6 protein-coding genes are annotated in these 15,648 nt (G+C 56.0%); 1 reads left to right on the forward strand and 5 read right to left on the reverse strand.

Features of this window, described 5'->3' with window-relative positions; all coding sequences use genetic code 11:
• Positions 1-70 precede the first annotated feature (70 nt).
• Positions 71-1,261, forward strand: a complete 1,191-nt coding sequence (locus OZX70_RS08595; RefSeq protein ID WP_277180774.1) for an ATP-binding protein — start codon at positions 71-73, stop codon at positions 1,259-1,261.
• A 226-nt stretch (positions 1,262-1,487) separates the two neighbouring features.
• Here the strand turns inward: OZX70_RS08595 and OZX70_RS08600 are convergent, their stop codons facing one another.
• The 5 genes from OZX70_RS08600 to OZX70_RS08620 all read right to left on the reverse strand — a co-directional run bounded on the left by OZX70_RS08600 (position 1,488) and on the right by OZX70_RS08620 (position 15,415).
• Entirely contained in the window at positions 1,488-2,630 is a 1,143-nt protein-coding gene (locus OZX70_RS08600) for a DUF5067 domain-containing protein (RefSeq protein WP_277180776.1), read from the reverse strand.
• 751 nt (positions 2,631-3,381) lie between these two features.
• On the reverse strand, positions 3,382-3,768 hold the full coding sequence (locus OZX70_RS08605) for a hypothetical protein (protein ID WP_277180778.1): 387 nt from the start codon (positions 3,766-3,768) through the stop codon (positions 3,382-3,384).
• A gap of 901 nt (positions 3,769-4,669) precedes the next feature.
• Positions 4,670-5,725, reverse strand: coding sequence for a ketol-acid reductoisomerase (gene ilvC / locus OZX70_RS08610; RefSeq protein ID WP_277180780.1), 1,056 nt, complete (start codon positions 5,723-5,725; stop codon positions 4,670-4,672).
• A 526-nt stretch (positions 5,726-6,251) separates the two neighbouring features.
• Entirely contained in the window at positions 6,252-7,550 is a 1,299-nt protein-coding gene (locus tag OZX70_RS08615) for an MFS transporter (RefSeq protein ID WP_277182193.1), read from the reverse strand.
• 947 nt (positions 7,551-8,497) lie between these two features.
• On the reverse strand, positions 8,498-15,415 hold the full coding sequence (locus OZX70_RS08620) for a hypothetical protein (protein ID WP_277180782.1): 6,918 nt from the start codon (positions 15,413-15,415) through the stop codon (positions 8,498-8,500).
• Positions 15,416-15,648 lie beyond the last annotated feature (233 nt).

The raw sequence follows: 15,648 nt of genomic DNA on the forward strand, positions 1-15,648 counted from the left end.
GTCAATAGATTGACCAATTTTTATTTTTTGTGTTAAAATGGTCAGTAAATTGACGGGTTTGGAGCTTGAAATGATTAATCGTCCTTATTACTTGGATTGGCTGGAACGCTGGCGCGACAAAGAACCCATCAAAGTGGTCACCGGGATGCGCCGCAGCGGCAAGTCGAAAATACTCGAGATCTTCCGCGAACGCCTTGCCGCCGACGAAGGCGTCAATCCCAAGAACATCATCTCCATCAATTTCGAAAGCCTCGACGAGGACTACCCCACCGAAGCCAAGCCGCTTTACGATTACATCGTCAAACGCCTGCAATCCGGCCAGAACTATATTTTCCTTGACGAAATTCAGCATGTCGAGCATTTCGAGAAGGCAGTCGACGCGCTATACATCCGCAAAGATACGGATATCTATATCACCGGTTCGAACGCGAAGCTGCTTTCTAGCGAACTTGCAACGCTGCTGACCGGCCGTTACGTTGAACTCAACATGTTCCCACTTTCATTCGCCGAATACCGAACCACACGGCCAAAATCGGAAACCCCCGACCAATCGTTCGAACGCTATCTCACTTACGGGGGCCTGCCCTATACCACTTATCTTGATGACGAACAGAGCATCGCTGACTACCTTGGCGGCGTATTCAACACCATTTTAGTAAAAGACATTGCGGCAAGACGTCCCCAAATAGATATACCCGCATTTAGCGAAGTAGCTGCGTTTCTAGCCGATAACGTCGGGAATCTCACCTCGCTAACCAGCATTGCTAACACGATGAAGCAGGAGCATGCCTCCGTTTCACGGAATACGATCCGCGAATATATATCGGCGCTCTGCGAAAACTATTTGTTATTCCGCGCCGACCGCTATGACATCAAAGGCAAATCCTACCTGCAAACGACGGAAAAATACTACTTGGGCGACCCCGGTTTCAGATTCTGGTTCCTCGGTAAATCGGGCGGTGACATCGGTCATCGCATCGAAAACGTGGTCTATCTTGAACTTTTGCGGCGCTATCGCACCGTTTCCATCGGAAAAATCGGGACCAAAGAGATTGACTTTTGCGCCGCCGATGCTGATGGAGTTCACTATTTCCAAGTCTCGCAAACCGTACTCGACAACGCGACGCTGGAGCGCGAACTCGCGCCGCTGCAAGGCATCGACGACAACCACCCCAAAACCCTGCTGGCCTTGGACCACATCGGCAACGGCAACCACAACGGCATCAAGCAGGAAAATCTGCTCGGCTGGCTGCTTAAATAAGCAGTAACGTTACCACAGGTTTCTAATTCTTAAAAGCCCCAGCGGAAAAGATCGCTTGAGGAAAGATGGCAAACTCACACCCGAAAATAACGAAAACCAATCATTCGAGATGTCTGAATGATTGGTTTTCGCTATCAACGTTGCGCCGTTGTGCCGATTCAATCCTATCTGGCATCAGTTTCAGCGGCGCCTACGCCCAAGCCACGGCATTGGTGGCCACAGGCCGTTACTTCAAGTTGAAGGTTTGCGTAATCTTCGTCTGGTCGTCGAAATTGACGGCCGAGCGGAGCTCCACATCAATCGGCGAGGTTTCGTCGTTGAGCGCATAGGCAACGGTAACATTCAAGCTGCCACCAGGTTGCACGGCGGTGTCTCTGGACTCCTCGTCGAATCCCTGAATTTCATCACGGTAATATGTTGATTTCAGAGCGACGCCTTTTTGGAACACTTGGTCTTGGACGCCATCAATAAAGGAATGGTTCTCGGTATCGGTATTTTTATACTGATAGGTAATGACTACTGTAGGATGCCCCTGATCATCGTTCGGGCCTTTCTGGGCAGAGACGATCTTGACGTCAGCACCTCCGAAGCTGCCGCTGCCCTTCAATTCCTTTCCTTTCGTCTTGTTATAAGTGTCAAGACCCTTCTGCGGATCGGACTTACCATGCGAAGGTACGGAAGTAGTGGCGGAACTTGAGGAATTCGTGATCTTATTGACCATGTTCATTCCGATACTGAAGGAAGCGATAGCCATAACGACGGAAAGGACCATGCCGATAATACCGGTGACTATACCGGCAACAGACATGTTTTTACCGGGAAGCCTGTTGGCTTTGATTTTGCGCATGGACATGATACCAGTGACAAGGGCGGCGATGCCGCATCCGATGCCTACGATTGGAATCCAGAACATGACAATGGCGATGATGCCCAGAATCAGAGCGGCGAGGGCCATACCCGGACGCTTCGGCATCATTCCCATTTGCTGCTGGGGCGGCATGCCCATCGGCTGCTGCAATGTCGGATTCATTGGCTGTTGCGGCGGCATACCGCCCATGGACGACTGCTGCTGAGACACAGGATTAGTCGACGGCTGCTGAGGCATCTGATTCATCGACTCCTGCGATGTCGAGTCAACCGGCTGCTGAGGCACGGGGGTCGTCGACGGCTGCTGTTGTGCTGTGCCCGAGGGCTGCTGTTGTGCTGTGCCCGAGGGCTGCTGTTGTGCTGTGCCCGAGGGCTGCTGCGCCGAATCATCCGGCTGTTGCACCGAATCCGTGGGCTGCTGAGAGGTGTATGGCGTCTGGTCGTTGTACTGATTGGGCTGGGGCATTGAGTCGCCACCATATGGGTTGTTATCTTCCTGCATTGTCATATCCTTCCGACAATCTTCTTGGCAGCGGGCTGTCCACTCCCTTATTAATAATAAACATTTTTTAATATAAAATAATGTTCGGCCTGAATTATGATATGCCTTATCCGCATTTACACACCGCAACAGCGTCGTTCCTTCTACCGATCTGATTACAACAGATTCTTCGATTTAGATGGCAGAACCAGGGCAGTTCGCGCAGGGCAGGTTCAAACACAAGACAGGGCAAGACAAGACAGGACAGGGCACGGCAAGGCAAAGCAAAGCCGGCGGCACCGAGCCCGAGCAGAGTGGAGCCGGGCCGAACGCTTCTCGAAGGCAACGACATGCAGGTCAGCTTCGGCCATTTCTCATACCCTCTCATATTGCCGCATCACCCGACAACAATGAAAACCCTGTCAGCGAACCGACAGGGTTTAGACAATCAAAAATGAATTCGGAAAGCGGAAGCCGGGCTGGGAAAGAATGCCCTGCCCGTCCGTGGAATTCGCCTCTTCTTTGGCGAAGTTGCGCTGTTTGCCGGCGATGGTTCCTGTTCGGTTTGTCCACAAATCGGAACGCAACCGAACAACCGCATAATTACGAAATCATGAGACCACACAGTCACACGCAAAAAGTTGCCTCCCGATTCGTTTTCTCGCGAATCGGGAGGCAACTTAAAATCAAATACAATCAAATCACTTTTGTTACCGGCATTACAAGACCCGGCGCCAAGCGCAACCATGCAGGCAGCCGGGTAGCTGCAACGTCAAGCAACAAGATATGTCGTGGTCACCGTTCCGGCTTCAGCCTCGGCGCCAGCAACGCTGAACACGTAAGCGGCGGATTGGATCTTGGAGTCGGCGGTGTCGCCGGCCTTGTTGCCCTGCTCAGGCTTGGTGGCGGGGTTGACGTGAATGGTGGCGTCCGGGCCTTCCTGAGCCTCAGAGCCGGTCTGCATGTAAATCGCGGAGACGGGATGCGGTGCCTCGACGATCGTGTAGGTATGCATATCCTTGAGGATTGCGAATACAGCCACAGCGACAAGCGCAAAGATGGCAAGCTTGTAGACGATGCTTTTGATGCGGGAGACGACAATCGAGCCGTGAGACTTTTTGTGGACCGGCCTAGCCACGAATCGTTTGCTTCTTCTCATGATTGCCATCCTTAACTGTGTTGCTTGCTTGCCCCTTGCCTCGGTGGCCTGTGGCTCAGGCCGCTTGCGTAAGAAGTGATTGATAAATTATTCAACAGTTGATTGCTGAACGTGTAAAAAGAGTATCGCTTCTCACCGTGCATCAAAGACCAAAATTTGCGCGTTGTGATGCATTGTTGCGCAATCGTCATTTTTTATAAATTTGTCTAATTATACGAAAACCGCTGTTTACCGCGGTTTATAGACCTTTTAAAGCGCGAAAATCAGGTTTTCTAAAATTCTGAAAATGTTACGCCCATTACAGATGAAAAATGCCATACAGCGCAACGGAGGACTCACCAAGCGAAATAGGCACCAATCTACGAAATGTCTTATATCCAAAACCAGCGAGTAACATGGTCGCATCACCGTGATTCCAGTGTCTAATCAGGTATTCATTGCGCGTAACGACGCGTCATATTACGCATTACAACCCAAGCTGACCATCCTCACAGAAGAAGGATCTGAGGTCGTTTCCGTTCCTTTCCACACTGCAAGAAACGAGCCGCAATGGACCCAATACGCCCACCCAACTTCGCGCAATCACACACCTCCTATGGTTCCACATTTACAAGGCAGCCGAACGCGATATGACACCCCAACGTTTCCTCACTGACACCCGACTCCCGGTACGTTCCCGATGCGCTGCCACAACCGGCATAACGGACCTTGGTAGGTGCCAACGCCGTCCACAACCGCAGCGCGCCGCCAGTATTCAAGAACCTACAACCTCAACCAAAGCGAGCACCTCCCCGAACAACAAAATTGCCACCGGGCCGAAACCCGATGGCAACCTTTACTCTCTATCTCTCGCCGGCAGACCCGACGGACAGCTTACTGCCGTCTATATCAACAAACCGAATTACTCCTGTACCTGCGTACGGGCGATGTCGCCGTTGAAGGACTCGTTCTCATCGGCATCGGCCGACTTGCCCTTGAGCCAAGAGAACATCGAACGAAGCTTCGGGCCGACGGTCTCGATGCGTTCGTGGCTGTACTTCTGCTGCAGTTCCTTGAAGCGCGGGGCACCGGCGGCCTGGTCATCCATGAATTCCTTGGCGAACGAACCGTCCTGGATGCGCTGCAGCTGATGCTCCATGTTGTGGCGGGTATGCTCGTCGATCACCGTGGAGGTGAAATCGCCGTACTGGGCGGTGTCGGAGCAGGACCAACGAGCCTTGTTCAGGCCGCCCTCGTTCATCAGGTCGACGAGCATCTTCAGCTCGTGGCAGACCTCGAAGTAGGCGATCTCCGGCTGGTAGCCGGCGTCGGTGAGGACCTCGAAACCGGTCTCGACCAAGTGGTTGACGCCACCCATGAGCACGTCCTGCTCGCCGAAGAGGTCGGTCTCGGTCTCTTCCTTGAAGGTGGTCTTGATGGCGCCGGCGCGCAGAGCGCCGAGAGCCTTGGCGTAAGCGAGGGTGATGGCCCAGCCGTCGCCCTTGTCGTCGTTCTCGCAGGCGACGACCACCGGCACGCCGCGGCCGGCGACGTACTCACGACGGACGATGTGGCCCGGGCCCTTCGGGGCGACCATAAAGGTCATGTGGCCCTTGCCCGGCTTGATGTAGCCGTAACGAATGTTGAAGCCGTGCGCGAATGCGAGCGCCGCATCAGGCTTCATGTTGGGCTCGACTTCTTCCTTATAGATCGTGCCCTGATACTGATCAGGAGCCAGGAACATAATGATGTCCGCAACCTTTGCCATATCAGCAACGGACATGACCTCGAGTCCTTGCTCCTTGGCGTACTCAACGGACTTGGAGGTAGGCCGCAGGCCGACGATGACGTCCACACCGGAATCGCGCAGGTTCAGCGCGTGAGCGTGACCTTGCGAGCCGTAACCGATGATACCGACCTTCTTGCCGTCGAGAACGGAAAGATCAGCGTCGTCTTCGTACCAGATTTGTGCTGCCATAATATGCACTCCTTGCATAATTTATTATTATTTGCACGACTAAACACTCTGCCTGCCGTGCGTAGAAATTGGCTCTTGATCAAAAAGGGATTTTGTCCCGTTGTTTGTCCATTGTAACGCCGGTCACAATACGAATCGCACCGCCGTCCAATTATCGAACAGATAATTCTTGCGGATTGAGACGGGACAAATCCCGAATCAACAGCCACTTTCAAATCTTAATTTTACTTTTAAATTATAAATATTCAGTTATAAAAATCTTGTTGCCAATAATTGCGACACCACAGGTCAGGACATCTACCGACTTCGCCGCCAGCGACCGGTTTCTAGCATGAACCAACTCGAATGCTAGAGAATGGTCATCTACGAGCTCTTAGTGGCCGTTTTCTTGCAGGACCAAACGCTGATGCAAGAAAACGGTCATTTAGAAGCTTTCAGTGACCGTTTTCTTGCACGGCACAAATAAAAAGCAAGAAAGTGGTCGCTGAGTCGGCTTACGGCTGGGTGACGCAACCGGCCCATGCAATCAGGCGGTGAAGTCGGTGTCCTTGGTTTCCCTGCAAGTCAGCAGAGCGACCAAGCAGCAAACTGCCATCACGGCCATGTAGAGGCCGACGGACTTGACACCCCAGTGGGACGAAAGCCAGGTGGCCACGGTCGGGACGAAAGCCGCGCCGACGATGGCGGCGAGGTTGTAGCCCAGGCCGGAACCGGAGTAGCGGACGTTGGCGCTGAACAGCTCGGGCAGGATTGCGCCGACCGGGCCGAACGCGATGCCCATCAGGGCGAAGCCGACGCACAGGAAGACCATGATCTCCACGAAGTTGCGGTGACCCATCAGCAGGTAGGGGAAGACGAAGGAGAAGACGACCAGCGCGACCGCGGAGAACATCAGAACGCGGCGGCGGCCGAGTTTGTCGGCGTAGACGCAGGAGAGCACGATGAACAGGGCAAAAACGCAGATGCCAGCCATGAGCATCAAGAGATACTCACGATTCGTGAAGCCGAGGCCGCCGCCGCCCTCGCGCTTGGTCTTGGTGCCCCAAGCGAGCGACCAGGTGGCCAACGTATAGAAGAGGGTGTAGGTGACCGCGACGATGAACGTGGCCTGCAGGACCTGACGCCAGCTGGTGCGGAAGACTTCCTTGAGCGGCGACTTGACGGTCTTCTTCTGCTCTTGGGCAAGGCGGAAGATCGGGGTCTCCTCCATGTGGACGCGGACGACGAGGCCGACCACGACGAGGACGATGGAGAGCAGGAACGGCACACGCCAGCCCCAAGCGAGCATCTGCGCCGGAGTGCAGAAGGACTCAAGCACGAAGTACGTGCCGTTGGAGAGGAAAAAGCCGATAGGCGCGCCAAGCTCCGGGAAGGAGCCGTAAAGCGCACGCTTGTTGGCCGGGGCGTTTTCCGTGGCGACCAGAGCCGCACCGGACCATTCGCCGCCGAGACCAATGCCCTGAATGAAGCGGCAGAGGCAGAGCACGACCACCGCGAGCAGTCCCCACTGGCTATACGTCGGTAGGCAGCCGATAAGGAAGGTGGAGAGGCCCATGGTCATCAGGCTGACGACCAGCGTGGTCTTGCGGCCCATCTTATCGCCGTAGTGCCCGAAAATCAGCGAGCCGAGTGGGCGGGCGATGAACGCGATGGCGAAGGTCAGCAGGCTGACCAGAAGCGCCACGGTCGGGTTGGTCTTATCCGAGAAGAAAATTTTCGGGAAATAGTTGGCCGAGGCGGTGCCATAGGCATAGAAATCATAGAATTCAATGGCCGTGCCGACCATCGAGGCGGCGATGACGGTACCGACCGAATCGTGCGCCATCCCCTGAAGTTTTGCCTTGCGTGCGGCGGCACCAACGTTGCCGTTGGCGCTGCCACTGCCGTTTACAGTCGCTGTGTCGACTGATGTCATGATGTTCTCCTCCGGTACATTTGTTTATTCCGTACCGATTACTGCTTCATTCGTTCTCTCGTCACTCTTGCCGCTCTCGCCGCCCGCGGCCTGCGTTGCGTCTTGCTTTTTGCGCTTCGCGGACGGCCGGTCTGAAATCTTTGCGGTATGCGGTGGATCCCAGCCGTGTAGTCGGTTTTGAGTTTTGCATTCTTGAGTTATCGAGTATTTCAGTTATGTTCGTGCACGAACTTGCGGCATTACCACGGTGACCTTTTGGGACGCAATAACAAAATGAGCCCTGCGCTTGAATGCAGGGCTCAGAAAGCAATACGCTTCGATATTTGTTTTGAATATCACTATTCGTTCGACTGAACGATTTGCTTGCTTGCCCTGCCTTCATTGGCGGGGCTCAAGCTGAATGTGAAAAATCAGGCCGCCAACGAAGACGGGCTAATAATTCGTGCAGATTGCGCATTAAAACTCATCAATCCGTTCTTCATGGCGTCCTCCTTTCAACATTTACCAAGTTCTTTCGGGTTCGTGACCCGTTTAGTCAGTTACCATAGGCGCGGCTTGAGATTAGAACCTCCATGAGTCTCACTATTTGGACAGTAAAGCCTATAAAGACGAAACCGCATCGGAATTGATAACCGGCCCATACGAACAGGGCTAAAGGCCTCGATAACGGCAGCAGATCAACAATTCCGCGGTGAATCTTGTAAAAGATGCATTCGCATCCTGCGCGCTTGCCAAAAATACTGGTGGGTTGGCCCGACTCATAAGAATCGGGCCAACCCACCAGCAGCCTTTCAAATCAGCGGTCTTTCCGGCAGCCGCGTATGAAACTCAGCTCGGCGCGACACTGGGAAACGCAATCAAAGCATCCTATGCCGGACTTCAACATGCCGCGATGAACGGTGACAGGCAATCAGCACAGCCAGGGCCAGAGCCGCCGCCGCGATGGAAGCTATTGCCACGTAGGCGACACCCGCGCCGGTTTTGACCAGCTTTGGCTTGGCGGCCTGCGGCGCTGCGCCGTTCGGGCTCTGCACCGGATCCTTTTGCGGTTGGCTGGAATCGTGGGTCGGAGGCTGCGGCGTGTGCGGGTTGTTGTGGTCGGGACCAGGATCAGACGTGCCAGGATCGGAAGAGCCAGGATCGGCAGGCGCATTATAGGTATTGGTCATCACGAATCCTTGTGCGGCGGCAACCTCGTTGGTCACGTCGCCACCCGCGCCGAAGGAATCGGCCTGAGCAACTTTGGCGGTGTTCGTGCTGTCGCCGTCAACGGACGTCGAACGTGAATCCTCTTGGAACTTGCCCACTGGGCCGTCCTCGGAAACCACGCAGGATGTCGTCTTGCCCATGTTCGTACCATTGCCGATACTCAGCGGAATGCCCGAAACCCGCGCAGTGTCATAATGCAGCCCGCTGGTCTTGTTCAGCGTGACGGCCTTGGCACCCGAACCATCAAAGGTGATGGATTCGCCATCGGCATCCCTGCACGTGACCTTGCCCGTAATCCGTTGCGGGGCCTTTGCCGACGCCTTGGGACCGGCAACGCGCTTGGCGACCGAGACCGAACCGGTGTCGACTCGCGTACCGACGCGCCTTGGGGTAATGGATTCCGCAGGCCCGCTTGTCGGATTGAAAATCAAGCCGAATTGCGCCCAGGCACGCTGCTGCCCGGCTGTAGTATCGAGCGAAGCGCCGTACGCATGCGTTCCCGACTCGGTTTTCGGCACATTGCGCGAAACGTAGGTGATATCCACGCCCTTGCCGGAGTCAAGATAACCCGTCGTGGAAGTGGTGAAGTCCAACGTCACACGCAGTGCGGTGACCTTTGACCAATCGGCGACGGAACCGCTTAGCGTCCAGTCGGTTGCGGCAGTGCAGGCATCGTTCGAACCCGGAGACGCTTGGCCAGGCAATCCGTTCCACGTCCCTTGGCAGGGATGCGCCGCAGTGGAAGCCTCGATGATCGCTCCCGTCCCGGCGGGGGCGCCCACGACCTTGGGAGCCTCGGTGAGTTCCGGCCGATACATCGACTCGCGGCTGTCGTTCGTGGCCACATACTTATCGCCGACGGTCGGCAGATCCTCGAAGTACTGGATACGGTCAAGGGTCGTGTTCCCTGCGTTGAAGGCACGCATCACCCAATGGTCCTTACCGCCTATCGCCGTATTGGCGGCGCAAGGCGCTCGATAATACTTCTTGCCGTCCAGCCCATCAAGCAAGGGGGTGCATGCCAGTGCGGAATCGCGCTGATTGACGGCACCGGTTCTTGCGCCGGCCACCGCCTGCACCACATAAACATTCTGGCCGCTCAAAGGCACGGTATGCGCATACACCCGCGCACCGTGGTTATTGGTGAAGGCATCAAACAGGTCACCATAGCCGCCGTATGCCGACCCGTTTTCCGCCTCGGCACCGACCAGTTCCTCGACGGTGTCGGCTTTCACCGGGTTCTTGACGGGAATGCCTATCGGAGAGCCGGCCTTTAATTCCAGCCAGATCCGAATCTGCGCCACTTCGCCCGGATACATGCGATTCTTGCCTTCCGGCCAGGTGAAGACCACCTTGTCGGGATTACTGGAATCCACGGACGGTGCGGTGGTGAGCATGGCCGAACCCGGCGAACTGGAGACAACGCCAGGCGTGAACACGACCGGTGCCTCAGTGCGATCGTCGCCGCCCTCACCGGTGAAACGCAGGTTGGTCGGCAACTCGTCGACTACATCTTCAAGATCGAGATAGCCGACGCCCTTGTTCGAAATGAAGATATCCCATGGCACCATCTTGCCGGAATGAATCGAGCCATAGCCGTTGCCCACGAATTCGCTCAAGCCGAGCTTCACATCGCCAGCGGACCACGAGGGATCAGCCTGCGCCATGGCCTCATGGCGACGGCCGTTGGCATACATCGTGGTGCTTTCGACATACGAGGTAACGATATTGGTGGCGTTACCGGGGAAGGTGACCTTGGCGTTGCTTCCACGCACCTTCTTGCGCAGTTTCACGCGATATTTCACACTGGCGTTCCAAGAGGCTCCCGAAGACGAGAACAGCTTGACTTGGCCGCCCACGGTATTGTCGAAGGACGCACGGATGCCTTGTACGTCGCCGTATTGCGTAGTGTCGATCGGTAAGTCATAGGACGGCGTGGCAACCGATTGTTTGGCCTGCCAATCGCCATCTTTCCACGCCATGGCACCACCCGTGCCAAACGGCCCATACACGCCGATCTTCACACGCGTCGCGCCGAGCGGGAAGGTCACCTCATCCAGACCCCGGAAATCGAGATTGGCCCAGAACCTGCTGGTCTTGTGCTCCGTATTGGCCTCATCCGTGAAGCCCTGCCCGTCAGGCTGGCTGGTGATGGTGACTTTGGTGGGCGAAAGCGTCGCACGGTGCGGATCCGCGTAAGCGTCCACGCTTGCACCGCTGAAGGTCACCGTCTGTTCGGCGGGATTGACTTCGGTGACCGCTTGCGGCGTGATGGTCTCTGTGGCCTTGGTCCTCACGTCGCCCGCGGTGTAGGTGACGGTTCCGAACTCACGGCTGCCGGCCTTCTTATCGCTTGCGAGAACCGGGTCGTAGGTCTGCGCGGTGAACCCGTTCTTCTTCTCCAGCTTCTGCGGCGCATCTTTGTCCGGGGCGAACGGCTCGCCGGTGTCACGCAGCGTGCTGCGCACCTGCGTGCTGGCTACGACCTCGAGCGAGAGGTCATGGGGAATCGTACCACCGGTGACCTCGGGATTCTTGCCTCGGAACGTGACGGAAACGCCGACCACATCCTTCAACTCCTCGACGCTCATTTGAGTCGCTGCAGTCACATTGGTCTTGGTCGTACTGAATCTGTTGCTCATGGGCTGGCTGTCGTCATAGTGCAGCAGCCATACCACCGAGTCATCGAAGGAAACGTGGTTCTCAAGCGGATCGCCTTGTGCAAAGTGTTGATTCCATGATAGATATCGGGCAAGCACTTGGATTTTCGTGAGATTCTGACGGTTGAAGATATTGGGCAAATCGCTGCCCTGATCCAGCTTACCGGTATCGAGACCGACGTAGCGGGCGAAAGGATCGCCTTCGGCGTTCGCCGGTGTCGGATCATCCATATAGCACGTTCCACCTGAAGCCTTGCATTCCGAAGGCAGGGTTACACGCACGTACGAAGCTTGGGCTTGGGAGGTGTTCTTTGCTATATACGAATACGCCCTACTCGGATACGTGCCACCCGTGCCATACGGAGGTATTACAATATCTTTATCGGCAGGCGTGCTAAGGCTGATCGATGGATCGTAGTTGTAAATGGTCATCTTGCCCTCGCCGACCGCATAATGAACGTGGGTCGAAGAAGTTACCGGAACGGTGGCGTAGGCTTTGATACTGTCCGTCAACGGAACCGAAGTGATGTCGCCGCCCGACTGCTCTTCCGACTTGGCATGACCGGTAACGAAATCGCTCAAATCACGTGACCCGGCCTTGCCGCGCTTCTTATTGCGCAACTGCCAGATGGACGGGAAGTCGCGGATGAATGCACACGTCGAGACCACACCCGAGCCGGGCAACGGGGCGAACATATCGGTATGATCGGCTCTCGCATTCGTACGGGCGGTATCGTTGGGAACCACGGTGATGCGGAACCCTGTGTTCTTATACGTGTCCGCTTTGCCCGGCAACGTCTCATCGACATTGGGCGCAGCGACGACATTGGCAAGAGGATTGGCACCTATGTCGGTATAATCCATACCCTTGAATGAGCCATCGGTTTCCTGCCACGAGCCACCGGGTGCCGAAACCTCATGCCAATCGCTATCCGAGTAGAGCTCCACCTTGGTGATCGTGTCATACTTCAGGCACCAGGCATTGGTATATGCCGAGGCGTTTACGGTGCTGATTCCGGGGATAAGCAACAGGTTGAAGTCCTCCGACCAACTGGCGTCGTTCTTAACCGTCACCGTCGCCTGCTTCATCCCGTCGTTCACACTCCACCGGGCATGAGCGGTCGTTGCATCTCCGGATTGCGCAGCGATGCTGTCCATGGAGCCACCGAAGTCTTCATAGTGGCCGAGGCCACTGACCCTGGTGTGCGTGAAGTCGAGTTGTATCCAGCCGTTCTCGTTAACAATCGGGTTGGTCGGAACCTCATCCGGCAAGTGCACAGGATCAGAGGGCGGGGCTGTTTGAGGATAGACCATAATAGCGCCGGATGCGCCACTTTCGTCCGCAGATTTGACTGCGGTGGTGTCATCGGCCTCGCCTTCAGCAACTGCGGTAACATTGCCTTTTTGACCGGCAGCCGTTCCGAAATATCCCGTCGCATTCTGCTTTCCGTCGTCTGCCTTATCCGTCTCTTTCGTAGAATCGCTGCGAAGCTTTTGCCGCGCGGTAAAGCCCAAGTACTGCGACATCACATTCTGGTCATTGAATGTCGTGCCCGAGCCTGCGGTGAACACGAATCTGATGCCGGTAACATCTTCCACACTGGATGAGACCCCGGCAAGAGCAGTAGCGAAGTCGCCATTATTCTTTTCCAAGAAGTAGCTTGTTGACCGGGCCGCGTTGGTGATGATGGTTTTCCATCCGGCGGACGTCAATACCGAAACCGTGACGCCGACGTTGGCGGGAATCTGCGTGGCCCGGATGGAAGTGAGGTTGAAGCCGTTCCAAAAGCCATCCGCCTCTTTGGACGAGGCAGTCGTGATGGCGCCCGTATCGGCATTGGCGCTCTTCAGCGACCATGAATCCTCGACGGTCAGCTTATTCGGCCTGATATAGGCATTGTCACTGCCGAAACTGCTGTGCAGCTGCGCGATCACCGTTTGGCCGGGACGCGCGCTCCCTTTAGGCCTCACATCCTTGCCTACCGAGACATGGGTCTTCGGCTTTGTCAACGTCAGCTTGCCTGCTGAGCCAGCCGTGGCCTCCGTATTATTGGCAGCCGTGACCTTGGCGACGACGTTGGCCGCGAAATCATGCTTGCCCGTGCTATCGAAATTGATGCCGCTGTCATGACCCTTGGTGTGCACATTGTATTCCAGAGTGACGGCCGCCGTAGGCGTGATAAGATTCTGCCCATTGCTGGTCCAGAAGACCGCATCAAACGACTTGATCTTGGCGTTCCCCGTAGGCGAAGCCGGCCTGGCACCATTGGCGAATTGCGCGCTCTGATCTCCACCGGTCAACAGATGGTAGACGATCTTGCCCCTATCAGCGCCCGCAGGGTAGTCCACCGCCCCGCTGAAGCCGCCGAAGGTCACGTCCGCGTTGAAGATATCTGATGCGTTGCCATCCTTGTCTTTTGCGGTGGAAACCTCTAACCGCTTGACGGCGGCACCGGTGTTTTCGGCGGTGATGGTGGCCTTCGTGTTGTTGCCTGCGGGAGAGGGGTTCGGGCTGAACGCCTGATTGACCGCGACCTCCAGCTTCGCCGCGGTAAGCATGAACTTGGTGCTGGCGGACGCGGGGGCCTTTGCCACAGACGATGTCACGTTGCCTTTGGAAACCGTGACGTCCTCTGTGCCGTCCACGGTGATCGAATGCGCGATGTCGTCGAGCCGGACGTTCGAATCGTTACGGTCCGTCGCACGCATCTTGAGTCCGAGGTCCAAGGACGCACTTGCGCCGGCGGCCATGTCACCGGTGAAGATGAACCGCAATCCGGCGACTTCCGTCTTGTTCATGCCGTTCGGCAAGGCAAAATTTGCGTCTGCCGTACCCTGCGTCCAGACCCACTGATCGTCGGATTTCACGTAAGCGTCGACTTCAACGGCCGTAGCGCCCGGCAGCGCGTCAGCAGCCGAGCTCGTAGGCAAAGTGTCCAAATCGAAAATGCGGAAGGGGTTGTCGTCAGCGAGACTTGCTGCACCGGCCGCCGAAGCCGAAGCCTGCGGCTCCTGCATGGTGAACTTGTCGACCCTGAGCGTCGACTCGTTCTTCGCGCCGAGGGCCAGACCCACGTTCCGGCCGGTAGCATATTCGCCGCCAGTAGGCGTGAATGCAGCCGTGGCGGAAGCCTTCAAATCGACGGGTGCCTGCACCCTCACCGAAGCCGTGCGCGTCACCGAATCGGCATCATCAGCCGTGGCCTTGGCCGTGTTCGTGACCGTCTTGCCGTTGACGGGATTGTCCGCGGTGAAATTGCCGGGAACCCTCAACCCGAGTGTCACCGTGCCGGTGCTGCCCGCATCCATGCCGACCTTGCCACCATCAAGACCATACGTCGGAGTAATCGTCACGGAAGTATCAGTATTGACACGCGTAGGCTTCGTGCCGTGCAAATCGTTCCCGCCTTGCTTCCAATCGACGGTGGCGGTGTAAGTGGTGGCCCCCGACCCCAAGGCGACGTCGAAACCTTCGATGCTGAAACCGTTCAGGCCATTGGGCAATTTGTCTTCAAGCTTCACATTGACGCAGGCACTCTGCTGGCATTGCAACGACATCACGTATTGGAACTGGTCGCCGGGCTTCAACGCCTGGGGGTCGGCTCCGGAAATGCCCTGAACCGTTTTAGTCAACGACAGCGCCGCGGAGCCGTCGGCGTATGCCGGAACGATTGCGCCTGCGAACAGCGTCGCGAATGCGGCCGTGCCGCAGGCGAAAGCTTTGAGCGCACGCCTCAGCCGACCCCTGAAAGTGCGACCACTACCACCAGTTCGATTGTTATAGGCTCCGTTACCGCCGGCATTTTCCAGAACACTCGATTCCGTTGCCTCGACTCCGGATACATGGCCATGCGACCGTTTACCGCATGCCTCGTGACGCGTATGCCAGCCGTTCAAGAAACTCACCTGTCTGCTCTCTTTCCGCATTTTCTTGCCCAACCGACCATGAATGCCACGACTTCAAATAAAGCGGCCATCTCTGGAATGCAGGCAATGAAACATATCCACTATCAACGATAGACCAAAATGCATTACGTGGTCTTATTTACGGATGACCGGTAACAAGCAAAAGGTAAACGGTCATATATTGCGGATAAAGATAATTCAATAGTCTATATTATGAATTATGACTATTTATC

This window comes from Bifidobacterium sp. ESL0732 (genome assembly GCF_029395535.1).
Classification (GTDB): domain Bacteria; phylum Actinomycetota; class Actinomycetes; order Actinomycetales; family Bifidobacteriaceae; genus Bifidobacterium.